This is a genomic window from Baaleninema simplex PCC 7105 (genome assembly GCF_000332355.1).
Taxonomy (GTDB): Bacteria; Cyanobacteriota; Cyanobacteriia; order Cyanobacteriales; family Geitlerinemataceae; genus Baaleninema; species Baaleninema simplex.
Window position 1 is genome coordinate 1872 of the sequence record NZ_KB235961.1, and the last position, 26168, is coordinate 28039.

A 26168-nucleotide genomic window follows, 5' to 3' on the forward strand; every position below is an offset into this window, starting at 1 on the left:
TCCATCGAGACAGCCACACTTTCATGACTTGTTGAAAGTAGTCTTGAGAGGTCACCGCCGGATTGTTTAGGAGGTACTCCAAGCGAGCCATGTGACTGCGCCCCTGACAATTTCGGTGGCCTAGATAGGGTAGCCAGTGACTTAGGCAGGCACTTCCCGATTGCAAGATGGCGGCTACCACTTCCGAGACTCCTCGTAAATGTCGTTGGTCTTTGGGCTTAACCCATTGACTTAGCTGGTCTTCAAGTTGACGATAGAGATGAGGGGTCATGATGCTGATGTGCTAGTTGAGGAACTCGAACATCGCATCTGACCCCTCTTTTTGTCTACCCCCTTTTTCTCAAATCCACTCCCTCTCTCACTTTCAGGAGTTTTCTGCACCACCAAGGGGTTAAAGACAGTTTTGGGTACATCTCAAAACTGTAAATTCATCGAATTGGGCGCACTCAATTTCCAGATCCCCGGCATCTCCAAGATGCCGGGGATCTTATACGGGAAGTGCTAATCGGGAATTTTGCCACCCAAAACTGATGTTTTTGCAAAAGTGAGATGCACCCACAGTTTTTTCTAAACATCACTATCTTTTTATCTCCCCCGTAGACGCGTTTCAAGTGATACCGCTACGGAAAAAATTTTAAAAGATTGTCTCGTTTGACGTTGTTATTTTCTTTCTTTGTTGACAGCCATTCCTCAAACAATCTCCTCAAACATTATTTTTTTAATCTTATTTCGACGCGATCGGCACTTGCGTTTGCAGCAAGTCGATCGCCCGAGCGTAGAAAGGATCGGAATGGGTTCCGAGTAAATTGGGATCGACACTCAGCAGCAGTTCTTCTTCACCAGTCATCCGAACGCGAATGTCGGGAGAGATCCCGCGATGACTGATATCCGTCCCGTGGGGGGTATAGTAATGGGCAACAGTGACGGCGAGTCCCGATCCGTCGGAGAGGGTGTTAACGGATTGAACGAGGGCTTTACCAAAGGTTTGACTACCGATGACAGTCGCCCGGCCGTGATCTTGCAGCGCTCCGGCGAGGATTTCACTGGCACTGGCGGAGTGACCGTCTACGAGAACGGCTAGGGGACGTTCGGTTAAAGCCGTGTGGGTTGCTTCGATATTTTCGCGGTTGCCGTAGCGATCGACCATTTGCACGATCGAACCGCGATCGAGCCACATCCGGGTAATTTGCACGCTGACATCGACCAGTCCGCCGGGGTTCCCTCGCAAGTCGAGAACGAAGGCTTCAACGTTCTCCTGTTTGAGATCTTCGATCGCCCGATACATCTGTTCGTGAGCGTGAGAGGTAAATTCGCTCAAGCGGATGTAACCGATGCGCGTGTCGCCTTCGAGTCGCAGGGTATGAGTGACGGCGGGCAGTTCGATGCGACTGCGAACTAAGGTAATGTCGAAGTTGCGACCGCTGCGGGAAAGGGTGAGGGTTACGGGAGTTCCTACCGCGCCACGAATCAGGGTCGCCGCGCGATCGACGCTCATATCTCGCGTTGGTTCGCCGTCGATCGCCATCACGCTATCCCCCGGACGCACCCCTTCGCGGCTGGCTGGAGAGTTCGGCAAGGGTTCGACGACGGTGAGGTGGCGATCGCGATCGTTGCGCTCGAGACGCAAGCCGACCCCCGAGAGTTCGCCCGAAGTTTGGTTGTTGAGGGCTTCAAATTCTTCGGGATCGAGAAAGCGCGTATAGGGATCGTCGAGTTGCGATAAAGCGCGACGTAATGCCGCGTAAGCTTGTTCGCGAGAAGTGTAATCCCGGCTGAGGAGTTCTTGACGAACGGCTTGCCAATCGTTTTGATTGAACTCGCCATCGACGTAATCGCGGTTGACGATTTGCCACACTTCGTCGAGGACGGCTTTCGGACTGGTTTCGAGAGCCGCGTAACTGCTGCGACTCCAGGTCGGACTCAAAAGTGAGAGGGTTGTGGTGACGATCGCGCCACCGATCGCGGCAGCTTTGTTCCAAGAAGACAGGTCTGATGAGCGGTTCATGCAGGATCGCGTGGAGTAACGGGGTCTATAAATCAGTCAAACCGAACGAGCGCGAGTGGAGCTACCTTGACCTACAGGGTCGGTGCATCGAATTCCCGAACTTTCGCTTGAGAATTGCGGCGAGTCCACGGTCATCTGAGTTCGAGGGCAGTTGTCAGTCGATCGACAACTCGCTCGACATTGCCGACTTCCAACTCGAGGGAACGATGGGGGCGGGCAAAACGAAGGATAACGTGCAGTCGCGAACGCAGGCTCTGGAAAGAGAATTGTTTCTAGAGTATTTCGGCTCTCTCGTTCAATGTATCAATTCTATGGCAGTTCGCCCAGTGTCCTCGATCGCAATCTTGCGATCTATGCTGGAAGCAGTTGTGTTGGAAGCAGATCGATGAAACACGCTCGGTATCCCTTCCGGTTTCTCCTCGAGTTCGTAGTGGCTGGGATTGCCGCCGCTGGAGCGATCGCCATGCAGTGGAGTCGTCTCGATCGCATCTCGAGTCGGGAAATCGATCCGGTTCGAGCGGAACGACAAGCGGAGATTCAGTTGGAATTGCTCGAGCGATCGCCGACGTTGGGATTCGACAACCTCGTTGCCGATTGGGTGTTTTTACAATATTTGCAGTACTTCGGTGATGAGGAGGCTCGACAACAAACTGGATGCGATCTCAGCGATCGCTATTTCGAGCTCGTCACCCAACGCGATCCTCGTTTTTTAAATTCGTATATGTTTATCTCCTCGGGGGTATCCTACTGTCAGGGCAAACCGGAAAAAACGATAGAACTGCTCGATCGCGGTATCGAAGCGATTTCGCCCGCAATGCACGATAGAGCCTTCATCCTCCCGCTCTTCCAGGCGTTAGACCGATTTTTATTATTAAACGATATTGAAGGAGCGATCGCCTCTTACGAACTCGCCGCGAACTGGGCTAAAGAAGCCCGATTTACCTCGGCAGCCGAACGGTACGATCGAACGGCGCAATACTTACGGGACGATCCCAACAGCGTCGAAGCTCTCTTTATCGGCTGGCAAGAAGTCTACAGAAACGCAATTGACGATAGCGTGCGCCAACGTGCGATAACGGAACTGGAGAGCTTGGGAGCGCGGGTCGAACGGCAACCGAACGGAGAAATTCGGTTCGTGCTACCGGAGTCTGCCACAAACTAAGCTCACAACTCGTTCGGAGCTTGCGATGTCCTCGCCCACCTCGTCCACCCGGCGTCGAAAACGCTGGTTTATTGCCATCGGCGTCGGATTGTTCTTGGCTTTGCTTCTCGTAGTCGGTAAAGGATTTGTCTTGGCTTACCAACACGCCAAGCTTCCCCTCGATGCAGTATTCGTCCTCGGTGGCAGTATCAAACGAGAACTCTATATTTCCAAATACGCGCGATCGCACCCAGACATCCCGATTCTAATTTCCTCGGGATCGCAACCGCCCTGTATTTATCTGATTTTCCAACGAGACAACGCACCGATGGATAACGTGTGGTTGGAAAACTGCGCGCGATCGACCTTCGATAATTTTTACTACGGCCTGCCGATTTTAGAACGATGGGGGGTTCGTCGGGTCAAACTCGTTACCTCTGCCAGCCATCTACCGCGATCGCTCTGGCTGGCGCAAATCGTCCTCGGCGCTCACGGCATTTGGGTCGAACCCGAAATCGTCCCCGAAGTCGGCGTTCCCGGCAATAACGAATTCTTTATCAAAACGATCTTAGACGTAATGCGAAGTCTACTGTGGGCAGTCATCAGTCAAATTTACACCCCTGCCTGCCAACAAGAAACGCACCTCGCCGACGTCGATATCGAAGCCTGGAAAACCAGCGGCTTCCGCTGCGAACACCAAGCCCAAATCAAAGACGACAGCAATTAGAAAGACACTGGAAAGACACTGACAACTCCCAACTGATACGGAATCCGAATCTCAACACTTCGACTCCGCTCAGCGTTGAGTCGAGGACTCAAACACTGGTTTTTCCCAACCAGACAAGTCTGTCTCTGTGTCCTCTGTGTCTCTGTGGTGAAGACTTCTTGAAACTTAGCTTATCCGAAAAGAATGGAGTATGAAAACTGTCCCCACTGCTCACTGTTCACTGTAAAAAACCCCCTCGCTCCCGAAGGAACAAAGGGGGCTTTTTCAATTACCTAACGGAAGAAGTTCAGATTAACCGAACTTACCCGCCGTCGAAGCAATCAGGAACGCGGCGTAGGTGAAGATGTAACCCACAGTGAAGTGAGCCAGACCCACGAGGCGAGCTTGCACGATGGACAGAGCCACCGGCTTGTCTTTCCAGCGAACCAGGTTCGCCAGAGGCGTGCGCTCGTGCGCCCACACCAGCGTTTCGATGAGTTCTTGCCAGTAACCACGCCAGGAGATGAGGAACATGAAGCCCGTCGCCCAAACCAGGTGAGCGAACAAGAACATCCAAGCCCAAACCGACAGGTTATTGACACCGAACGGGTTGTAACCGTTGATGAGCTGAGACGAGTTCAGCCACAGATAGTCGCGGAACCATCCCATCAAGTAAGTGGACGACTCGTTGAACTGAGCCACGTTACCTTGCCACACAGCCAGGTGTTTCCAGTGCCAGTAGAAGGTCAGCCAGCCCAGAGTGTTGAGCATCCAGAACATTGCCAGGTAGAAAGCATCCCAGGCGGAGATGTCGCAGGTACCGCCACGGCCGGGACCGTCGCAGGGGAAGCTGTAACCGAAGTCTTTTTTGTCCGGCATCAACTTGGAGCCGCGAGCATCCAAAGCACCTTTGACCAGAATCAAGGTCGTGGTGTGCAGACCCAGAGCGATCGCGTGGTGGACTAAGAAGTCTCCAGGACCGATGGTCAAGAAGGGCGTACTCGCACCCGCGCTGTTGATGGCATCGAGCCAGCCAGGTAGCCAAACGTTACCGTTGTTGGGCCAAGCAGTGGTCGCAATGCTGTCGGCGTTGGAAAGCAGCACGTCGAAGCCGTAGAGGGCTTTACCGTGAGCCGCTTGAATCCATTGTGCGAATACGGGTTCGATGAGGATTTGCTTCTCGGGGGTGCCGAAAGCAACCACTACATCGTTGTGAACGTACAGACCCAGGGTGTGGAAGCCCAGGAACAGAGACACCCAGCTCAGGTGAGAGATCAGCGCCTCTTTGTGTTCCAGCATGCGAGCCAGAACGTTGTTTTTGTTGGCTTCGGGGTCGTAGTCACGGACGAAGAAGATCGCGCCGTGAGCGAACGCACCCACCATCAGGAAACCAGCGATGTACTGGTGGTGAGTGTACAGCGCCGCCATTGTCGTGTAATCCTTCGCCATGAAAGCGTAGGGAGGCAGCGAGTACATATGCTGTGCGACCAGGGAGGTGATGACCCCCAGAGACGCCAGCGCCAGACCGAGCTGGAAGTGCAGAGAGTTGTTAATGGTGTCGTACAGACCTTTGTGTCCGGCACCGAGAGCGCCACCGAAAGGCGTACCTTGCGGGGGATTGTGAGCGCCCAGAATCTCTTTAATGCTGTGACCGATTCCGAAGTTGGTCCGGTACATATGACCCGCCACGATGAAGATGACGGCGATCGCCAAGTGGTGGTGAGCCATGTCCGTGAGCCACAGGGACTCGGTTTGCGGGTGGAAGCCACCTAAGAAGGTCAAGATGGCAGTTCCCGCACCCTCAGACGTGCCGAAGATATGGCTCGCCGTGTCGGGGTTTTGAGCGTACGCGCCCCAGTTTCCGGTGAAGAAAGGCGCTAAGCCCGCCGGGTGAGGCAGCGTGGTCAGGAAGTTGTCCCAACCCACGTGTTGACCGCGAGATTCGGGAATTGCAACGTGTACCAGGTGACCGGTCCAAGCCAGAGAGCTGACACCGAACAGACCTGCCAGGTGGTGGTTCAGGCGAGATTCGGCGTTTTTGAACCAGGAAAGGCTGGGACGATATTTCGGTTGCAGGTGCAACCAACCTGCGAACAGCATCACGGCTGCTAACAGGAGTAAGAAGATCGACCCTTGATAGAGGTCGGCGTTCGTCCGCATACCGATGGTGTACCACCAGTGATACACGCCCGAGTAGGCGATGTTCACGGGGTTGGACGCACCGGCTTGCGTGAAGGCGTCAACGGCACCTTGACCGAACTGAGGGTCCCAGATCGCGTGAGCGATGGGACGGACGTTGAGGGGATCTTTAATCCACTGCTCGAAGTTGCCTTGCCAAGCGACGTGGAACAGGTTGCCCGAGGTCCACAGAAAGATGATGGCGATGTGGCCGAAGTGGGAAGCGAAAATCTTTTGGTAAAGATTTTCCTCCGTCATGCCATCGTGACTTTCAAAATCGTGAGCCGTGGCAATCCCATACCAGATCCGCCGTGTGGTCGGATCTTGCGCCAAGTCTTGGCTAAACTTTGGGAATTTCGTTGCCATAAGTCCTACAAGGAGATGCGTTCGAGTATCATCCTACTGAAATAATCCGTGCCAGGAAGAACGCCCATGTAGTGGCGATACCTCCTAACAGATAGTGGGCGACGCCAACCGCGCGACCTTGAATGATGCTCAAAGCACGGGGTTGAATCGCGGGAGCGACTTTCAGTTTATTGTGCGCCCAAACGATCGATTCGATCAGCTCTTGCCAGTAGCCGCGTCCGCTGAACAGGAACATCAGGCTGAAAGCCCACACGAAGTGAGCGCCCAGGAACATCAGACCGTAAGCAGACAGGGCAGAACCGTAAGAACCGATGACTTGCGATGCTTGCGCCCACAGGAAGTCACGCAGCCATCCGTTAATGGTGATGGCACTTTGGGCGAAGTTGCCGTAGGTGATGTGAGATACCGAACCATCAGCAGCAACGGTACCCCAAACGTCCGACTGCATTTTCCAACTGAAGTGGAAAATCACGATCGAAAGACTGTTATACATCCAGAACAGACCCAGGAAGACGTGGTCCCAACCAGAGACTTGGCAGGTACCGCCGCGACCGGGACCGTCGCAGGGGAAGCGGAAGCCCAGCTCGGCTTTGTCTGGAATCAGACGAGAGCTACGGGCGAACAGGACGCCTTTGAGCAAGATCAGCACCGTCACGTGAATCGTGAAGGCGTGGATGTGGTGAACCATGAAATCCGCCGTACCCAAGGTGATGGGCATCATGGCGACTTTACCGCCGACGGCGACGACATCGCCACCAAAGGCAGGACTTACGCTTGCTAAAGCGTTGGGAGCCGTGTTACCCGGCGCCAAGGTATGGATGTGTTGAACCCACTGCGCGAAAATCGGTTGCAGTTGGATTCCGGTGTCGGAAAACATATCCTGGGGACGTCCGAAGGCACGCATGGTGTCGTTGTGGACGTACAGACCGAAGCTGTGGAAGCCCAGGAAAATACAGACCCAGTTGAGGTGAGAGATGATGGCATCCCGGTGGCGAATCACCCGATCGAGCAGGTTATCCACGTTTTTGGCCGGGTCGTAGTCGCGCACCATGAAGATCGCAGCGTGTGCGCCCGCACCGACGATCAGGAAGCCTCCAATCCACATATGGTGGGTGAACAGAGACAACTGAGTCGGGTAGTCCGTCGCAATGTACGGATACGGGGGCATCGAGTACATATGATGCGCCACGATGATGCTCAGCGATCCCAGCATAGCCAGGTTGATCGCCAGTTGTGCGTGCCAAGAGGTGGTCAGGATCTCGTAGAGACCTTTGTGTCCTTCTCCGGTGAAGGGACCTTTGTGAGCTTCGAGCAGCTCTTTCATGTTGTGACCGATACCCCAGTTGGTACGGTACATATGTCCGGCGATGATGAACAGCACGGCGATCGCCAAGTGGTGATGTGCCGTGTCGCTCAGCCAGAGACCGCCCGTTTGCGGGTTCAAGCCACCTTTGAAGGTTAGGAAGTCGCTGTAAACACCCCAGTTCAGGGTGAAGAAGGGAATGACGCCTTGAAGGAATCCCCAATCGACGTTGGGATACAAATCTGCCATCAAGCTAGGCTTGAGGATGAATTCGTGCGGCAGGGGAATGTCCTGCGGCGCAACGCCTGCATCGAGCATTTTGTTGATGGGCAGCGAAACGTGGATTTGGTGACCGGCCCATCCCAGAGACCCCAAGCCGAGCAAACCGGCGAGGTGGTGGTTGAGCATGGACTCCACGTTTTGGAACCACTCGAGCTTCGGAGCTTTCACGTGATAGTGGAACCAGCCCGCAAACAACATCAGTGCCGCCATGACTAAGGCACCGATCGCCGTGCAGTACAGTTGGAATTCGTTAGTAATCCCGCCAGCCCGCCACAGTTGGAACAGACCAGAGGTAATTTGAATGCCGTGAAATCCACCGCCGACGTCGGCGTTGAGGATTTCTTGACCGAAAATCGGCCAGACGACTTGAGCGCTGGGCTTGATGCCCGTCGGATCGCTCAGCCAGGCTTCGTAGTTGGAAAAGCGAGCGCCGTGGAAGTACGCACCGCTCAGCCAGATGAAAATGACTGCCAGTTGACCGAAGTGCGCGCTGAAAATTTTGCGCGAAACTTCTTGTAAGTCACTGGTTTGACTGTCGAAATCATGAGCGTCAGCATGGAGGTTCCAAATCCAGGTTGTGGTTTTGGGACCTCTAGACAAAGTGCGATCGAAGTGACCGGGTTTGCCCCACTTCTCGAAGGAAGTCGGAACCGGGTTCGTATCGACCGAGACTTTGACTTTTTTTGCCTCCCGCTCCGGGGGACTAATCGTCATCGAGTCTCTCCTCTCTCTAGACCAGTAACGAGGACAGCAATATCCTCAACTCGCTTCGCGGAAGATTCTCCCGTCTCTCTATAATTGGATACCGAAATGTTGGGATTTGTTAATCCCATGTTGAGTTTTTTATCTTTTACGTCGCTTGCAGTCAGCTTCATGTTAGAGAGACGGGGATTTTATCGAGTCTAAACCTCGTGTTTAGAGCCAATTTGAATCCCCTGAAGTCATAGCTAAGAATGTATGTTTGTGATTATAGGTCTTCTGTTGAAATAATTCAAACCAAAATTTCAGACAGATCGAGCGTTTAAATAACGAGACTAGACCCAAAAGTCAAGCTAAATTACCGAATGTTTACAAAAATTAAATTGATTTAATAAAACGAAATAATAATCGAGAGAGGTCGATCTTTATCATTATATATAAGTGTATATAGAACGGCTCGAGCTGAGTCAGCGTCCGATCGCAGGTTCGATCTCACGGGAAGTTGGGGATTTCCCCAGACCTGCCGCAGAAACGACATTTTCCGGTATAGTGACTGACAAGTCCGTCCAGTCGCTCTGACGGGTACTGTCGTGTTGAGGGAGCGTGTAAGGCGTGCAGAATTATAGCGATCGCCGATCCATTTGGAAAAGTCTGCTGGCGTTCCAACTCTCTATATTGTTGGCGCTAGGTCTGGTCAGTTGCGGCGAACCAGAACTCGTCGTGGAAACGGGAACTGGTCCTAGAGCGACATCTGCGGCGGCCGATCGCTCGCCGCAAGTGACGGAAGTGTCGCCGCCGAAAACTATCCAAGGACTACGATCGCTTCTCGATCGCTATCGTCCCCAAGTTTCCATCGAAAGCCCCAACCCAAACAGTATCGTTAACGACGATACCGTCACCGTGCGCCTGAACGTGCGGGATTTGCCCGTTTTCAAAAACGAAACGTTCGGCTTAGGCCCCTACATTCAACTGTTTCTCGACGACAAACCCGAACGCGCCATCTACGACCTCGACACCCCAATAACCCTCGAGGGACTGTCGCCAGGAACTCATACCCTGAGAGCCTTCGCGGTGCGGCCGTGGCACGAAAGCTTCAAAAACGAAGGCGCTTACGCTCAAACCACCTTCCATATTTATACGAAAACGGGAACTCACACCCCCGATCCCGGTGCGCCGCTGCTGACCTACAACCGTCCTCGCGGGACTTACGGTGCTGAACCGATTCTTCTCGATTTCTATCTGACGAACGCTCCCCTGCACATCGTCGCGCAAGAATCCGAGGACGATGACATCGCAGACTGGCGCGTTAAAGCCACCGTCAACGGCTACAGTTTCGTGACCGATCGGTGGCAACCGTTCTATCTCAGCGGATTCAAACCCGGTCGGAATTGGGTCAAACTCGAATTCATCGATGAGAAAGGCGATCCCGTTCAAAAAACATTTAATACCACGGCCGAATCGATCGTTTACGATCCTAATTTTACAGATACGTTATCTAAATTAGTCTCCGCCGAACTCTCTGCCGAAGAGTTACGAGGGATTGTCGATCCTAGCGTGACCACGGAGACTCAACCTCCCGAAGTCGAACGACCCGAGCCGCTACTTCCACCCACCGAACCCCTTCCCGAAATTATCGAACCGTCCCCCGAAGAAGAAGAAAAACTCGAGCTTCCCGCCGCTCCCGTGGAAGTCGAACCCGAGGCTGAAAGCGAGACGCAGACGGAAGAACCGAGTCTTCCCGAATCCGACCTAGAGGTCGAAGAAGTTCCCGAAGTTCCCGAAGCGCAATCCGAAGCAGAAGCACAACCCGAACCCGTCGAACTTCCCGAAGCGCAATCCGAAGCAGAAGCACAACCCGAACCCGTCGAACTTCCCGAAGCGCAATCCGAAGCAGAAGCACAACCCGAACCCGTCGAACTTCCCACCGAACCCGTCGAACCCGAGATCGAAATTCCCGCCCAACCCGTCGAACCCTCTGGCGATCGCACGCCAGCCGAACCTCCAGCATCTGAAGAACTCGAAACTCCCGAAACTCCTCCAACGTCTGAAGAACTCGAAACTCCGCCTGTGGAAGAATCCTCCATCTAAACCGTGACCTGGTCTTTGCTGCGATCGCGACGCTCGAACCGTCGCTTCTTAAGGCGAGCGTGGGTCGTTTTCGTCTCGATCGCCTCGACCTGGACGATACAAACCACCTTCGATCTCGCCAACGCACGCTCTTATCCGCCTTCAACGCCGTCCCCAACGACTCCAGGTTATCTCTGGCCGGTGTTCGCCAGCGATCGCCTGCGTCAAGTGTTGCTTCCGTCTCGCGACCCTCTCGATCTCGAACTCCTCGAAGCCGAAACTGTCGATCCCGAGGTGGTGGTTCGTCGCGATACCATTTCTCAAACTGGATTGACAGAACCGAGTGTGTGGTGGGTGGCCGAACAGTTCGGCGGAAAACTCCTCGAAACCTGGTTGGCGTATCCCCAAAAACGCCGCATCGACCTCGTCGTCAACCGACAACTGTGGAGTTTGCGCGACTACCTCGAACGGTACGAGTTCGTCAACCACATGGGACTGGTGGCGCGATCGCATCGGTACGACCTACGCGTGTTCGATCGCCAACAACCCGATCTCGTCCTCGCCGCTTACACCTGTCTTTTTGACATCGAACCGGTTATCTGTACGGTAGATTTAGAACGTGGCAGTCAGTCGGGATTTCGAGGCTATCGTCCGTGAAGTCCCCGCCGCGCCACCGTCGTTGTCTCGTTCTCGCCGTTTCGTTCTCGCAATGGTCAAACTCCTCCACCTGTCCGACATTCACATCGGAAGTGGGTTTTCCCACGGACGCATCGATCCCGAAACCGGACTCAACACCCGCTTACAAGATTTCGTCTCGACCCTGAGTCGCTGTATCGATCGCGCCCTCGAAGACCCCGTCGATCTCGTCGTGTTCGGCGGCGATGCGTTTCCCGACGCCACCCCTCCCCCTTACGTCGCCGAAGCCTTCGCCAGCCAGTTTCGCCGCCTCGCTGAAGCGGACATTCCCACCGTGTTGTTGGTGGGAAATCACGATCAGTACTCTCAAGGCCAGGGAAGCGCGAGTTTGTGTATCTACCGGACTCTCGCCGTTCCTCGATTTATCGTGGCCGATCGCCTGCAAACGCACCGCATCGAGACCCAACACAGCCCGGTTCAGGTGGTCGCTTTACCCTGGATTACGCGATCGACGTTGATGACGCGACCGGAAACGGAAGGGCTGTCTCTGGCTGAAGTCAACCAGTTACTGATCGATCGCCTGCGGATCGCGCTCGAGGGGGAAATTCGCCAACTCGATCGCTCGATTCCGACGGTTTTCTTAGGACACTTGATGAGCGATAAAGCCAAATTTGGCGCAGAACGGTTTCTCGCTGTCAGTAAAGGGTTTACCGTTCCCTTATCCCTACTAATCCGTCCAGAATTCGATTACGTGGCCTTGGGTCACGTCCACAAGCATCAAAATCTCAATCCCCAAAACGATCCCCCGGTTATCTATCCCGGTAGCATCGAACGGGTGGATTTCAGCGAAGAGAAGGAAGACAAAGGATACGTCATCGCCGAGGTCGAACCGGGTTCCTGTCGCTGGGAGTTTTGTGCGCTTCCGGTGCGATCGTTCGTGACGGTTTCGGCAGATTTGTCAACCTCGGACAATCCCCAAGATACGCTGTTAGCGGCGATCGCCAAGTACGACATCGAGGATGCGGTCGTTCGCTTGCGGTACAAACTCCGCGCCGACCAGATCGATCGCATCGATTCGTCAGTCCTGTACGATCGCTTGAAAGCCGCTCATACCTACACCGTTCAACCGGAACTCGCCAGTCAGTTGAGTCGTCCTCGTATCGCCTCCCTCGACAACGGAAATCACGTCGATCCGATCGAAGCCTTAACGCTCTATCTCGACAGTCGCGAGGATCTTAAAGACATCCATTCCGACATCCTCGATGCGGCGCAAACTCTGTTAGACGAAGACGAACGGGTATTACTGAGTTAACTCTCTGGGTTCTCTGGGTCTGGTGGGGTGAAACATCGCGATCGACGAACTCCTAACGGCGGTGGGTTTTCGAGGAACCGGCAAGAACTTGCAGAACGAATAGAAAAAGTTAGAACATTGCTTCATGGTTGTATTACACTTTGAGACGTTAAGAAAGTTTTAAATGTGCCATCTTATACAGAAAAATTTACAGCTTTTTAATCATCGGACGTTTCCCAAACTGGTTGACTGGGGGTGAGGCGGAGTCTCCACAACTTAGAATTGGGGATTTGGATGTCTAACCGGCCGCTGTTGAGGTCTTGATTGACGTAGGGACTTTCTAAGACGGGGCGTTCGGCCAGATCGCGATCGCGTCCGTTGATGGTTGCGTCTGCGATCGCACGATCGGGAGCGTACTGCATTTGGATGCGATCGCCCGCTAAGCTGGTGTAACCAATTTCACCGCGAGAGGCGAGGTTCGCGTCAGAAATCTCCGTTTCCCCTAACGCTTCAGTAAGGCCATCGAACGTCGGATAGTCTGCAACCCTGACCACGTCAGTAATCCAAGCGGTATTCGTTCCCTGCGCCACCAACGCCAAATAGTCCTCGTCACCGCCGACGACGGGATTTTCCAAGGCGATCGTATCGCCCCAAACGCGCGCGCAGAGCCAAACGTTTTCGATGCGCCAAACGTACCACTCCCCAAACCGCTGAGGTTCGCCGTACTCTCGGGGAACGACGAGATGAGAGCGATCGGGAACTCTGGCTTGACGATCTTGCTCGTTGAGGCGTAATTGATAGAGTACCGTTCCCTTTTCCTGAACCTTGCGATCGCCGGGACTGCGCCCCGTAGCCATCGGTGTATGATAGGTTCCCCCCAAACTGACGACGGCGTTTTTTCGCCCTTCCACATCTCGAACCACCAGTTTGTACGTGGCGTATTGAGCGTTAATGGTTCCCCGCACCTGATACGATCGCCCCGGTGTCACCAAGGTTCCCAAGGTGTAATCTTCCGTGGCGTAAAAGGTTTCCCAAAATTGATTGTCTGCGTGATAGGTGTAATACGCCGGATGGCTGGCTCGTAACTGAAACGGAAGCGGAACCGTTTTGAGGGCGATCGCTCTGAGTTCGGCGGGGGGACGATAGCTGCTGGTGGCGGCGAGAACGGCTAACCGCGAGCGTTTGGTGTCCGTCTGCGAGGCGATGCGATCGATCTCCGAGCGATCGTCCGATCCCCACCAAATCCAAGCCACCGTACCGATACCGCTATCGTACCAAGTGCCGCGATCGAAGCCGCGACTTTCTGCGCCCCCAGCAGTTCCCCAACTCAAGCGTAACGCCATGTTCGTCGCCAGCCAATCTAACGCCGCTTTCGCCAAGTTTCGCAATTGGGGGGTTTCGGCGAAATCGTAGAGGTTCAGCAATCCCCCGATGGTAAATCCGTAATACGTCGACGAGTGAAACTCTCCTTGTCCGATGGTGAGATATTTCCAAACCTCCGATCGCAGCCACGCTTCGTTCGTCGCCAGTAAATGGGGTGCAGCCACAGGGAAACCGCTTCCGTCCATCATCGCCAAGCCAGACAAGTATTGTTGAGAAATGTGGTTTTCCGTTCCTCCTTCTCCCCACTCCAACACCCGAGGACTCGACACCATCGTTTGATAAGCGTTTCGCACGTCGTCAGGAAGTTCGTCGCGAAACAGGAAAAAAATCCGCACGTCGTAGATACTGCGGAAATGGTACAAATCGGACGCATCCCGTTCCAGGTTTCGCCAAATTTCCCAAATTTCGTTTTTTTCTTCGGGTTCCGCGAGGCTCAGTTGCGCTAACATCGGCGGAAGTAAGTATTTATGGGGATCGCCAATGTCGCGCGATCGCCACCAGTCATCGAGTTCGACTAAATCTTCTTGCGCCAGTTGTCGTCGCACTGCGAGACTGCGTTCTCGAAACCCGCGTTCTTGCGACTCGTCGAACCGGCGATTCTCAGAACTTTCCTCTAAAACGACTTCAAAGCCTCTCGACTCTGGCGGTTGCAAATTCACTGCGCTCGTACATCCGACGAATACCACTGCGATCGCCGAAATCGAGCGTCGCCCAACTCCTGATATCGATCTCACACGAAATCTCTCCACGCTTCACTCTCCAACCTCTTACCTTAGCGCCCCCAATCTCGCGAGGAAAGTGGGGGCGTTTGAGTTGAGGGGATGTGGAGGACACTTCGACCGTACCGAGGAGTTCAATCGACCGTCCAGGGAACTTCTTCTTCTGACTCCTGTAGGACTTCCTCTTTACGGCGTTCGTAAACCTGTGAAAACGGTTCGATCGGTTGCGCGAACGCCCCCGAACTGTGCGCTCGGCGTTGTTCGGGAACGATGACGCGCTTGATGAGAAAATCGATGGTTTGCTGTTTTACCCAACCGCGATCGACGATGACTTCAGAAAACTTCTTACCCGTTACCTGTTGGTCGTAAGTCGCCACTTGGATTTGACCGGGACTCAGCAATCCCGCTTCCAGCAAGTACGCACCGAGACGCTTACTTCCCAAACGTGAAGTCGGTAACTTCCGTTTTCTGGGTACGCTCTCCTGAGTCGGAAGTGTAGAGTCGTACCGTTTTCGCGTGAGTTGAGACGGGTTTCGATCGTACATTGCTAAACCTTCTGTATAACTAACGCCCCCCGTACTGCGATCGAGCAGTCGAGGAGAGGTTGAGTGGATGCCACCCTGACTGACGAGCCTTTCGGACGACGCGCATCTGGGGCGTTTACCGGGCTTACTGGTGTAGCGTCTCTCTCAAACCAACGACGCTGCCATTTCCTCGGGTTCGGTAGATGACCGTTAACCAACTGTGTTGAAATTTTGTGCAGTTTTGGTTATTCACTTATTATATATCGTAAAATTCTGCGTAGATATACGCAAGATATATTGTTACATTTCTTAATATAATAAGGAACTCGATCGAGAAAACATTCAGCCGACAAGGGTTCGAGCGCAATCGCTTCGATCGAGGCGTCGAGCGTAGACGCTCTGGAGACGAGGGAGCGATCGCACTTACAAACTGTCACGTTCTCAGCTCAGCTCCGTGAAATCACAGGCAAACGCCGAGTTAAAAAGGACAGGCGATCGCCTCCGACCGAAAACCGGTACTTAGAAGCGCTTGCCTGCCCTAATACGATTCAATTTACAGAAACCGCGATCGCCCGTCCGGACGAACGAGAAACTCAGGTAAAATTCCTGAATTTCCTCAAATGTGGTTTCAAACCGTCACGATGTAAGGCGAGTCTACGGCGGGAAGATCCCATTTTCCAGCTTCGCGCAGCGCTTGATAGACCATGGCCACCACCTCAGCCCGAGTCGCATCGCGATCGGGATACAAGCGATCGAGATCGGGATAGTTGACCACCAACTGCTTCTGCGTCGCCGTCGCCACCGCCGCTTCAGCCCAAGTCGGAATCTCGTCGCGATCGTTATATCGATTCAACAGCGCCGCCGATCCCCCCGATAAATCCTGTCCGTTGACGAGAGACAACAGGATTTGGAGCCGCGTGACGTTGAGTCCCGGTCCGAACGTATTTTCCGAAAATCCCGAAAGAAATCCCCCTTGATAGGTTTTCTGGATGGCGTCGTGCGCCCAAAAGCCACGCGGTACGTCTTGGAACGTCGTCGTAGCGCGTTTCGGACGCGGATCGAACGCTGTGGCTAACACCGCCGCATACTGGGCGCGAGTCATCTTCGTATCGGGACGGAAAGTCCCATCGGGAAATCCGTTAATAATGCCCTTACCCGACAATCCCACCACAAACTCTTTCGCCCAGTGATTCTCAATGTCCGAAAACGACGGGGCGGGAGTCGAGGTCGGTTTGACAATATAAGGAGAATCGATCGCCGGTAAACTCCCCTCGTTCACCAAAGCTTGATAGACCATCACCGCCACTTCCGCCCGACTAGCCTGAGTCATGGGATTGAGCTGTCGCACGTCGGGATAGTTGACGACGATTTCCGCTTCGGTGGCGTTGGCGACCGCACTAGCAGCCCAAGGTGCCACTTGCGACCCATCGCGGAACAACGACAGGAGATTGAGGTTACCCCCACTGAGATCTAAGCCGCTGTTGAGGGCGAGGAGAACTTGCAGGCGCGTGACGTTCTGTCCGGGTCGAAAGGTATTGTTGGGAAAACCCGTGATGAATCCCATGCGGGTGACTTCCGTAATGGCGTCGTAGCCCCAGAAGTCCGGCGGAACGTCGAGAAAGGTTTTGGCAGGGTTTTGCAAGGGGCGATCGAACGCTTTGGCCAACAAGGCGGCAAATCCCGCCCGCGTGATGGGGGCGTCTGGCTTAAAGGTTCCGTCGCCCATACCGCTTACGAGTTGGCGATCGAACAACGCCCGAACGAACGGTTCTGCCCAATGTCCGTCGATATCCGTTAACTCAGTTGGGGCGGGTGTGGGTGTAGGGGTCGGCGTAGGTGTGGGGGTCGGCGTAGGTGTGGGGGTCGGCGTGGGAACGGGCGTCCCACTATCAACGGCGATAAACTCGACCGATCCCTGAACCTTCGTGGGGTTGAGCTGGTTTCCGGCTGAGATGAAGGTTAAAGACGTAGCGTTTTGTAGGTCTTGCTTGCCGTTATTTTGAAATACGTTGCCGCCGGGATCTTGCTGTTTGCCCAAATCTGGGAGGGCCGAAGAAATAGCCGAGAGGCCGTAATCGGTGTTTTTTTCGATAATGTTACCGCGCAGAACGGGTCGGGCGCTGTGGGTCAACAAAACGCCAATGCGGTTGTCGAGGATGTGGTTGTTGGCCATCAACGGTGCTGAATCGTCCCCGATCGAAATTCCCGTTCCCGTGTTTTGACAGGTATTGTTGCGAATTTCGCCTTTGGCTTCCCCGAGGAACCAAATCCCGTAAGAGTCGTTTTGGACGAAGAGGTTGTTTTCGATGAGGGGTTTGGCGGTTCCCGAGGCGCGGACGCCTTCTCGCTTGCATAATGTAAAGGTGCAGTGGGCGACAGTGGGATCGGTCGATTGAATCCAGACCCCCGTTCCGCGCGTTTCGGTATTGGAAATTTTGACGCCTCGCAGTTCCGTATCGCCTTCGAGCCAGAGGGCGACGGGTTGCGGTCCGGCGTTGGTCGAGGCCGTGCCGCTACCCGAGATGAGGATGTCTTTGCCTTGATTGCTTTGGTTGCCTACGAGTTTCACGCCAGTCGGAACGGTGAGGGGAAAGGTTTCACCGCTGTTTTCGGTATAGCTTCCCGGCGAGAGTTGGACGGTCGTTCCCGACGTGGCTTGGGCGAGGGCGTGTCGGATTGTTTTAAACGGCTGGGAGGCGCTCCCGTCGGCGGTGTCGTTTCCGGTATTGGGGTTAACGTAAAGTGTCGGCATAATTTTCCTCGAGCGATATTAAGATTGGTATTCCCTCTCGCTGAGATGCGATGGGGCAATTGGTGGAACTCCTTAAACTCCTTTCTAGTCTAAAATCGAGATTGCGCCCCGAGACACGAATTTTGGTGTGTTTTAACGAAATGTCTTCGATCGCTCGAGAAATTTTCGAGGACGGGTACGATCGCGGTTCTATTTAACGTTCTCTTTCAGTTATCCTTTCTAGTGGTCGGATCGGTACAGACCGAACGGATACCGAGGTGAGGAAAATGGCCGTTCGTGACAAAATCGCTTTTTATCTCGACGATCTCGAAACCCCGCTCGGGCAAGCGATTAATTTAACGATTGCCATTTTGATTTTTGTGTCGTCGGGAATTTTTGTAGCGGAAACCTATCCCCTTTCTACGACGGTTCTCCGAGAACTCGAGATTTTAGATACGTCGATTTTAATTATTTTTGCAATTGAATATTTAGTACGGTTGGGCGTCGCTCGCGATCGCCTACAATTTTTATTCAGTCCGCTGTCTTTAATTGACTTGTTTGTAATCTTGCCGTTTTTTTTTGGAATTAACAGTCATAGCTTTATTCTTACATTTCGGTGGTTTCGGATGCTTCGAATCGTTCGTTTCTTAAATATAAATTTTTTTATTTTTCGTTTGGGGAACGAAGAACGAATTGAAGAACGATTTATTCTCGTTCGTATTTTGATGACACTATTTATTATTATTTTTATCTTTTCGGGATTGATTTATCAAGTCGAACATCCCAGCAATCCCGAAATTTTCGACACCTTTCTCGATGCCTTGTATTTCGCGATCGTTACCATGACGACTGTTGGGTTTGGCGATGTCATTCCCTTTTCAGAAACGGGTCGGCTGCTCACCATTTTAATGATTTTAACGGGCGTCGCCCTCATTCCCTGGCAACTGAGCGAATTAGTCGAGCAACTCGTTAAAAGTGCCAAACGTATCGAATTAGAATGTTCGGTCTGTCAGTGGTCGGTTCACGATGTCGATGCCAAATTTTGTAAGCGATGCGGCGCGAAACTGCCCAAAGATACAGCGACTCGATAAAAAAACGATCGCATTACAGAACGGACAGTTTGCATTGCGATCGGGTCAATTTCAAAGGGTGCATCTCAAAGCTGAGAGGGTGACAAGGTAGACGGAAGCCAGACGGGACAATTGTTTGAGAGAATAGAGGAGTCCCAAAAAAGAGGGTGGCGTTTGCGGCCACCCCAACAAAAAAATGCTACCGACATTCTACCAAGATTTTCTGCGCATCCATCTCAATGAGAAGCAAATTGGGATCTTAAAGTGGCTGGTCTGGATACTGCAAATGCATCGGCAAGTCAAATTATCGACGTTAGCGCAGTTCTTTCCTCAACCGATAAAATACGACAGTCGCGTCACCAGCTTGCAACGATTTCTGAAGTTGCCTCAGTTGAGTGCCAAGTTGTTATGGTTTCCCCTTATCAAGAGGTGGCTGAAAGCTGAATATCGCGGCAACCACCTCAATCGGGAACAGCGACGAGCGCGTCCTCAACTCACCTTAAAGTCTCGAAAATATTTGGTGGTCGTCCTTGACCGAACTCAATGGAGAGACCGGAATTTGTTCATGGTGTCTCTAATTTGGGGGACTCATGCTTTACCGGTCTATTGGGAGTTATTACCCCAATTAGGCAGCAGTTCCTTGAGGCAACAGCAAAAAATATTAGCGCCGGTATTGAAGCTATTAAAACCTTATCCAGTGGTGGTAGTAGGCGACCGAGAATTTCAGAGTGCTAAACTGGCAGACTGGCTCAGGAAGCGAGGTGCGGACGCTGTATTGCGACAGAAGAAAAGTACCTATGTGGCGGATGCCAAGACTCGATGCCAAGCCTTAAAACACCGAGGCTTTCAACCGGGACAGTATCACTTCTTTGAAAACGTTAATGTCAACAAAGAAGAACCAGTTCGCGCTCTTAATCTCGGCGTTTATTGGAAACGTCGTTATCGAGGGAAAGGAGGGAAAGAACCTTGGTTATTGCTGACCACTCTCTCAGATGCTCAATTAGTTCGCCAAATTTACAGAGCGCGTTGGGGCATTGAAATGATGTTCCGAGACTGCAAAAGTGGCGGCTACAATCTTGAGTCAACTCGAGTCAGTCCTCCGCGACTTTTGGCGCTCATTTTGCTCATGACTTTAGCCTATTGGTTAGCAACTCGTTCGGGTCAGCGTCTCCTTGAATCTCACGTCCAATCCTATTTAGGTCGTTCAGACCTGACCCCTCAAGGTTTTCCTCATCATAGTGTTTTTTCCCTCGGATTATCCGGTTATGCTTGGAGTCAATCCCTGCTGCTCTGGAGAGATTGGATGTTGGCGCTCATGGCGTTGAAGCCTCACAAATCTCTCCATTTTCAACGAGGGCTAGAGGCTCTATCCCTTGTGAGGCAGGGGGTCTAGCTATGTTGTCACCCTCTCAGATCTCAAAGATGTAAATTTATCAGATCGGAGTCTCTGCACTGAATTAAGCTGTTGTTGGGTTTCGCGATCGCTCCACCTATAGACTGAGCGAAGCCGAAGCCCAACCTACCTCAAACTCATATTTTTACAAAAGTGAGATGCACCCGTTTCAAAACCGTTTCGGTCTACGCCGTCGTCGGGGCGATCGCCCCAGATATCGCACTGAAATTCGCAAAAATGCTAGCGAATACGGTAGCCGATATCGCGGCGGTAGTAACAGTTTTCAAACTCAATTTTTTCAACGGCGGCGTAGGACTTGGCGATCGCGTCCTCAAAATCTTCACCCACTGCGGTTACGCCCAACACGCGACCGCCACTGGTCACGAGTTGCTGCTGTTTGAGTTGCGTTCCGGCGTGAAACACGAGTGCGCCAGTTTCTTCAGCCTCGAGAATTCCTTCGACGAGTTTACCTTTTTCATAAGACCCCGGATAACCGCCGGACGCCATGACCACGCACACCGCCGCCCCCTTTTTCCATTCGATCGCCGGAAGTTGTCCGAGGCGTTTTTCCACGCAGGCCAACATCAACTCGTATAACGGCGTCTCCAACAGCGGTAACACCGCCTGAGTTTCGGGATCGCCGAAGCGACAGTTAAACTCGAGAACCTTGACCTCTCCCTCTGGCGTCACCATCAACCCAGCATAGAGAACGCCACAGTAGTCGATTCCCCGCTGTCGCAACGCGGCGATGGTCGGTTCGAGGATCTCTCGCTGGACTTGCTTGACCTGTTCCGGCGAGAGTACGGGGGTCGGAGCGTAAACGCCCATTCCTCCCGTGTTCGGGCCCGTATCCCCTTCTCCGATCGGTTTGTGATCTTGGGCAGGTAACAGCGGTACGATGGTTTCGCCGTCGGTGAGGGCGAGAACCGACACTTCTTGACCGGAGAGAAACTCCTCGACGACCAAGGTATTACCCGCGTCGCCGAACTGACCTCGAGCGATGCCGTCGATGGCGGAGAGTGCCTCTTCAAGCGTGCGGGCGACCGTCACGCCTTTTCCGGCCGCGAGTCCGTCGGCTTTGACGACTACCGGCGCACCGACGGCTTTGACGTAGGCTTTGGCGTCTTCGACTTGGGTGCGATCGAACGCGGCCGATCGCGCCGTCGGAACTCCTGCCTCTTGCATCAATGCTTTCGCCCAAGCCTTACTCGATTCGATTTGCGCTCCGGCTTGCGTCGGGCCGAATACGGCAATGTCCTGCGCTTGCAGTGCGTCGGTAATCCCCAAGGCTAGGGGGAGTTCCGGTCCGACGACCACGAAGGCCACCCCTTGCACCAGGGCAAACCGCACGATACCGTCGAAATCATCGACTGACATCGCTAAATTTTGACACTTCGGCATCGTTGCCGTCCCGCCGTTACCGGGGATGCAAAACACCTTCGTCACTTTCTCTGACTGGAGAAGTTTCCAACTTAGGGCGTGTTCGCGCCCGCCATTTCCCACAACTAAAACTTTCACAAAGACCTCCTAGCTGCGATCGCCAGGTCTCTCATCGCCCGTCTAACTTTCAATTTTAAAGTTCGCTTGAGAATATACCGCACTCCATTATGCCATGGGATGCGAAGGCTAACTCTCGTCTGCATTCGGACTCGGGAACGCTCCTCTCCTCGAAAAAAGACGGCCGACGCTGTATAAGATAAGGACAGTTGAGTTAAAAGGCGTAAAATTTCAGATGTTTATGTCACGATATCGTTCGATTTTGGCCGGTCTTCTGGTTTGCGTCGCGGTGTTTCTCGTGAGTTGCGGCGGCCCGGCAACGGTGGAGGCTCCCACTTACACGCCCGAAACTCTCGAACGGATTCAGTCTTACAGTACTGAGGTAACGGAGTTGCGCGATCGCATGGGCGAACTCGAAGACCTCATCGACGCCAGAGATTGGGTCGATGTCGATAACTTTATCCACGGACCTCTCGGAACGTTGCGACAAGACATGAGTTTGATTAATCGCAACTTGCTTCCTGACGAACAGCGTCAAGGCCGAGACTTGGCACGAAATCTGTTTCGTCATTTAGAAGAAATCAATTTGGCGGCGAAAGAGCGAGATTATGCCCAAGCCGTTCAAAACTACCGCGAAAGTTTGGCTGATTTCGATGCCTTTTTAGATATCCTTCCTAAATCGAATACGGCGAGTTAGGCGATCGCGAGTTGAGATAAAGCGGCACTCAGGTAAGACAGAACGAGTGTCGTTTTTTTGTCTAGAACGCCGGTACAGAAGTCAGGAGGCTTGATGTTGTGATGGGTGGGTGCGTTCGCGGGAAGTTCGTGGACTGGATTTCCCACGAATTAGGTTTCCCACGAACGCACCCTACGCGATTTTTGTACTGCTGTTCTAGTTTTTTCCGTTATTTTACGGTTCGCGATCGTCAATTAAGATCCATTTTCTCACTGAATTCTGACGCTGCTCCTGGTGTTGATGTCGTATGGTTTTTAGCCAAATTTCCCAAGCTTTCCAACAGAAAACAGCGGGAAACGCCACTCGAATACTCGTCAAAATTTTACCTTGCTTTAGCGCCGCCCAAGCCCATCTCAAATGAATGTAGTGTCGTAAATCCTTTAAGTAGGGAATTTGCGAACTATATTTTTTTTGTAGAATATCGTATATTTCTTCAATTAAATTGGTGTTGGCCTCGATTCGTTCTCGAATTGGAATTTTTTTGATTTGCCAGCGTTGGGGAAATCGGTAGTAGATTACATCTTTTAGCAAGTTTAAGAATACTTTTGTTCCTAATTTTAATCCCGATTTTACTCGTCCTTGTCGAATCGCAGCTAAGCTCCATTTAAATTGTAAAATTTGACGCTGTCGTTTGAGATAGTTTTGAATGTCGCTGTTCTTAAGATTCGTGCGTTCGGATTCGTATTTAGGAGGAAAATTGAAGCTGTAATCTTCAAACCACTTCGATCGCGCCAGCCAGGGACTTTGGCGAAACAACGTCGCGCGAACGAACAGTTCCCACGCTTTCCAATAAAAGAACGTGTGAAACAGGAGTTTAAATCCTTCCCAAAACCGCCCTTGCTTGAATGCGACGACTCCCCAGTGCAGCTTGAGATAAGCGGCAACGTGTTCGACTTTCGGAATATGCGATCGATACTTCGGACTGACGAGATGATAAATTTTCTCCTTCATTAAAATATTGGTCGTCAAACGCTTTTGTAGGGCGAACTTGCGGTTGTAAGCCCCCTGCCAAATCGTGCGATATGCCAAACATTGATTGATAAAAATGGCATCGCCAAATTGCCCGATTTTAATCCAAGAATCGATATCGTCACAGTTTCCGTCAAACTGTGAATCCCATCCTCCAGCTTTCCAAAATGCTTCTTGTTGAAATGCCACTTGTACGGGAGTCCCAAACGGTACGATTTCTAACAGCATTCCGTAATGAATGTCTTCCTGGGGAATATAAAATGCTTTTCCCGGCCCGGTGGGTGGAGTCCGACTGAGTTCGACTTCTTCGGGATTGACTTGAGCGGCTTGACAGGAGCAAATGACTGCTTCGGGGTGGCGTTCGATCGCTCGCCACATTTCGCTGAGACAGTTAGAGTCGAGATAATCGTCGTCGTCGAGGGGTTTGATCCATTTCCCCGAAGCCGTCTGAACTCCCGCGTTCATCGTCGCCGAATGTCCGCTATTGGTGGAATTGCGATGATAGATCAATCGTGTATCGCCGATCTCGGCTAATGCCGCTTGTAACTCTAAAACGTACTCTTGAGTTCCATCGCAAGAGCAATCGTCAGCGACGATCACTTCACAGGGCAAGGTTTGAGCCAAGGCTGAGTCGATCGCACGTTTGAGAAGGTATAAGCGGTTGTATGTCGTTATAATAATACTAAAATTCATACCGCTCGGATAATTTAGGAATTGTAGACGCTTGCCCCAACCTTAACGGCTCGAGAAGCACTGCCATCCATCGAGCCATCGTGCGGTTAAAGATACCTCGCCAATACGATCTCGTCGATCGCGAGAGGAACGTTCCTAATGTTTATTGTAGTCTTCCCTTGGATGGCATTTTCCCCATCAGACACCCAAACGTGGAGATTCGTTGAGGGCGATCGCACGGCTACGCTCGGGATAGGATGTCGGATCGGGCTATGGGAGATCTACACCCAAGATCGCACGCGATCGGGCTAGCCTCGATCGGCTTGCTAAAACTTCACAAACTCCTTACAGCCGATTTACAGTGGTTTGGCCTCGACACCCTCGAAGGGACTTTCGGCAATCCACAACCGCCAGCAGCCCACCGTGACGACCGAGTCAGGTACACTTTCCTCTACCCGACTCCCGAGACAGGACGAGGGAACTCAAACGGTCTCGAGCGAGTCGGGATCGATGGAATCGAGACAGCGTTGAGGCGATCGCGCGACTTGAATTTCCGGTCTCGAGTGTCCGATCGAGGTCGAATCGAGTACGGAACTCGGCCGCCGCTGTCTCCCCAAACCACCTATCGATACGGCCGACCGTCGCGATCGCCTGCTGGTCGAGAATACCCTTATTTCGCAGCACGCTTTTCACTATGACCCTTTCAGCCATTCAACTCGGAAACGATTTCGACTTTGCGATCGCGACGGATGGAAACGACATCATCGATTATGTCGCTCTTCCTCTCGAACAACGCCAGCAACTCGCTGCGTCCGTGGGGATCGACGCCTTCGTCCTCGCGGCGGGAAACGACAGCGGTATAGACGACGGGGGCGATCGCATTTATTTCGGAAACGAAGGGGACGATAGCATCTTTGGGAACGCTGGCGACGACACGATCGCCGCCGGACGCAACAACGACTTCGTCGCCGGAGGAGACGACGAAGACATTCTCTTCGGAAACCTCGGCGACGACCTCCTCCTCGGTGGCGACGGCGACGATACGATGTTTGGCGGTCAAAATAACGACCTCCTCAACGGCGAAGGAGACGAAGATTTCCTTAGCGGCGATCGCGATAACGATACGCTCAACGGCGGCGACGATGACGATACCCTCATCGGGGGAGACGGAAACGACGTTCTTTCAGGAAACGACGACGACGACCTCCTCTTCGGTGGATTCGGGGTCGACGATCTGCGGGGTGGAGAGGGAGACGATACTCTAATTTTCCGTCGGGGAGAGGCGGTGAATGACGTCCTCGATGCTGATGTCGTTATCGATTTCGACTCCGACGACGATATTTTGGCACTGAATTTTAACGATTATGCCCTCGACGATAGTGTAGATTTGTCGAATCTCCTCAATTTCGACGGTGCAAACGGCCCGGAAGTCGATACGGTCGTTCGCATCGGCCAAACTGGCCCCATCGTCGGCGTGGTTATCGATATTACGGCTCGAGAGCTTGAAGACCGGACGCGATCGATCTCGATTCCGTCGCTCGGGATTTGAGGTCGAGCGTTCGTGTTTGATGTTAGTATGGTTTTTTGCTGTCGCCGCCCGATCGCGCGATCGTCGTCCAAAAAGAGACAAACCAACGCACGAAGCAACTGACATTTTGCATCGAAGCGTTCGAGAGCATGGCGATCGCCCGCGAGACAACCTCGCTGCGGCACAAAGCTCTCTTCACGTCGTACGAACTTTATCAAACATGGGTTATTACCTCATGTACTTCAATTTGTCAAGTCTTCGTCCGAGCTAAA

General features: G+C 52.8%; 20 protein-coding genes and 1 pseudogene. 10 read left to right on the plus strand and 11 right to left on the minus strand.

The window, feature by feature from the left end:
• Both GEI7105_RS38815 and ctpB read right to left on the minus strand, forming a co-directional pair.
• Window positions 1-271: pseudogene (locus tag GEI7105_RS38815) on the minus strand (IS4 family transposase); the annotation flags it as partial.
• Window positions 272-724: 453 nt separating this feature from the next.
• Window positions 725-2005 (minus strand): carboxyl-terminal processing protease CtpB, encoded by a 1281-nt coding sequence (gene ctpB / locus GEI7105_RS0124775; RefSeq protein ID WP_026097943.1) that lies wholly within the window; start codon window positions 2003-2005, stop codon window positions 725-727.
• Window positions 2006-2390: 385 nt separating this feature from the next.
• On the opposite strand from ctpB, the gene GEI7105_RS0124785 reads away from it, so the two are divergent.
• Both GEI7105_RS0124785 and GEI7105_RS0124790 read left to right on the plus strand, forming a co-directional pair.
• Entirely contained in the window at window positions 2391-3167 is a 777-nt protein-coding gene (locus GEI7105_RS0124785; protein WP_017663093.1) for a hypothetical protein, read from the plus strand.
• A 25-nt stretch (window positions 3168-3192) separates the two neighbouring features.
• Window positions 3193-3873 carry a YdcF family protein gene (locus tag GEI7105_RS0124790; protein ID WP_017663094.1) on the plus strand — a complete coding sequence of 227 codons (681 nt, stop codon included), beginning with the start codon at window positions 3193-3195 and terminating at the stop codon, window positions 3871-3873.
• A gap of 291 nt (window positions 3874-4164) precedes the next feature.
• On the opposite strand, the gene psaB is transcribed toward GEI7105_RS0124790, so the two are convergent.
• Both psaB and psaA read right to left on the minus strand, forming a co-directional pair.
• Entirely contained in the window at window positions 4165-6396 is a 2232-nt protein-coding gene (gene psaB, locus GEI7105_RS0124795) for a photosystem I core protein PsaB (protein ID WP_017663095.1), read from the minus strand.
• 28 nt (window positions 6397-6424) lie between these two features.
• Entirely contained in the window at window positions 6425-8695 is a 2271-nt protein-coding gene (gene psaA, locus GEI7105_RS0124800; protein ID WP_017663096.1) for a photosystem I core protein PsaA, read from the minus strand.
• 597 nt (window positions 8696-9292) lie between these two features.
• Between psaA and GEI7105_RS38820 the strand changes: the two genes are divergently transcribed.
• From GEI7105_RS38820 to sbcD, 3 genes are read left to right on the plus strand one after another with little or no spacing between them, the layout of a single operon-like run.
• Window positions 9293-10768, plus strand: a complete 1476-nt coding sequence (locus tag GEI7105_RS38820; RefSeq protein ID WP_158413266.1) for a hypothetical protein — start codon at window positions 9293-9295, stop codon at window positions 10766-10768.
• Between the two features lie 3 nt (window positions 10769-10771).
• Window positions 10772-11404, plus strand: coding sequence for a hypothetical protein (locus GEI7105_RS32395; protein ID WP_144054044.1), 633 nt, complete (start codon window positions 10772-10774; stop codon window positions 11402-11404).
• Window positions 11405-11456: 52 nt separating this feature from the next.
• Window positions 11457-12695 carry an exonuclease subunit SbcD gene (gene sbcD / locus GEI7105_RS0124820; RefSeq protein ID WP_051044238.1) on the plus strand — a complete coding sequence of 413 codons (1239 nt, stop codon included), beginning with the start codon at window positions 11457-11459 and terminating at the stop codon, window positions 12693-12695.
• 197 nt (window positions 12696-12892) lie between these two features.
• Here the strand turns inward: sbcD and GEI7105_RS0124825 are convergent, their stop codons facing one another.
• The 3 genes from GEI7105_RS0124825 to GEI7105_RS0124835 form a co-directional block, all read right to left on the minus strand.
• Entirely contained in the window at window positions 12893-14791 is a 1899-nt protein-coding gene (locus GEI7105_RS0124825) for a hypothetical protein (protein WP_245555499.1), read from the minus strand.
• Between the two features lie 119 nt (window positions 14792-14910).
• On the minus strand, window positions 14911-15321 hold the full coding sequence (locus GEI7105_RS33950) for a cyclic di-GMP-binding domain-containing protein, MshE-related (protein ID WP_017663103.1): 411 nt from the start codon (window positions 15319-15321) through the stop codon (window positions 14911-14913).
• Window positions 15322-15928: 607 nt separating this feature from the next.
• Window positions 15929-18052 carry an S-layer homology domain-containing protein gene (locus GEI7105_RS0124835; RefSeq protein ID WP_017663104.1) on the minus strand — a complete coding sequence of 708 codons (2124 nt, stop codon included), beginning with the start codon at window positions 18050-18052 and terminating at the stop codon, window positions 15929-15931.
• Window positions 18053-18318: 266 nt separating this feature from the next.
• Here GEI7105_RS0124835 and GEI7105_RS0124845 point away from each other — a divergent pair, with 266 nt between their 5' ends.
• Both GEI7105_RS0124845 and GEI7105_RS0124850 read left to right on the plus strand, forming a co-directional pair.
• Complete coding sequence (locus tag GEI7105_RS0124845) at window positions 18319-19122, plus strand: ion transporter (RefSeq protein ID WP_017663106.1); 804 nt, start codon at window positions 18319-18321, stop codon at window positions 19120-19122.
• Window positions 19123-19297: 175 nt separating this feature from the next.
• Window positions 19298-20494 (plus strand): IS4 family transposase, encoded by a 1197-nt coding sequence (locus GEI7105_RS0124850; protein WP_017660281.1) that lies wholly within the window; start codon window positions 19298-19300, stop codon window positions 20492-20494.
• A gap of 240 nt (window positions 20495-20734) precedes the next feature.
• Here the strand turns inward: GEI7105_RS0124850 and purD are convergent, their stop codons facing one another.
• Entirely contained in the window at window positions 20735-22012 is a 1278-nt protein-coding gene (gene purD, locus GEI7105_RS0124855) for a phosphoribosylamine--glycine ligase (RefSeq protein WP_017663107.1), read from the minus strand.
• A gap of 220 nt (window positions 22013-22232) precedes the next feature.
• Between purD and psbQ the strand changes: the two genes are divergently transcribed.
• Window positions 22233-22688, plus strand: coding sequence for a photosystem II protein PsbQ (psbQ, locus tag GEI7105_RS0124860; protein WP_035494027.1), 456 nt, complete (start codon window positions 22233-22235; stop codon window positions 22686-22688).
• Here the strand turns inward: psbQ and GEI7105_RS38825 are convergent.
• Together GEI7105_RS38825 and GEI7105_RS40830 are read right to left on the minus strand one after the other, a co-directional pair.
• Window positions 22685-22834 carry a hypothetical protein gene (locus tag GEI7105_RS38825; protein WP_017663109.1) on the minus strand — a complete coding sequence of 50 codons (150 nt, stop codon included), beginning with the start codon at window positions 22832-22834 and terminating at the stop codon, window positions 22685-22687. The two genes, psbQ and GEI7105_RS38825, sit on opposite strands and share 4 nt — an antisense overlap.
• Before the next feature lie 67 nt (window positions 22835-22901).
• Window positions 22902-24389 carry a glycosyltransferase gene (locus GEI7105_RS40830; protein WP_071592137.1) on the minus strand — a complete coding sequence of 496 codons (1488 nt, stop codon included), beginning with the start codon at window positions 24387-24389 and terminating at the stop codon, window positions 22902-22904.
• A 251-nt stretch (window positions 24390-24640) separates the two neighbouring features.
• On the opposite strand from GEI7105_RS40830, the gene GEI7105_RS37880 reads away from it, so the two are divergent.
• Together GEI7105_RS37880 and GEI7105_RS33955 are read left to right on the plus strand one after the other, a co-directional pair.
• On the plus strand, window positions 24641-25066 hold the full coding sequence (locus GEI7105_RS37880; protein WP_144054045.1) for a hypothetical protein: 426 nt from the start codon (window positions 24641-24643) through the stop codon (window positions 25064-25066).
• Entirely contained in the window at window positions 25063-25917 is an 855-nt protein-coding gene (locus tag GEI7105_RS33955; protein WP_017663113.1) for a calcium-binding protein, read from the plus strand. Before GEI7105_RS37880 ends, GEI7105_RS33955 begins: the two co-directional genes overlap by 4 nt.
• Before the next feature lie 22 nt (window positions 25918-25939).
• Here the strand turns inward: GEI7105_RS33955 and GEI7105_RS38830 are convergent, their stop codons facing one another.
• Complete coding sequence (locus GEI7105_RS38830; RefSeq protein WP_158413267.1) at window positions 25940-26095, minus strand: hypothetical protein; 156 nt, start codon at window positions 26093-26095, stop codon at window positions 25940-25942.
• Window positions 26096-26168: the final 73 nt, after the last annotated feature.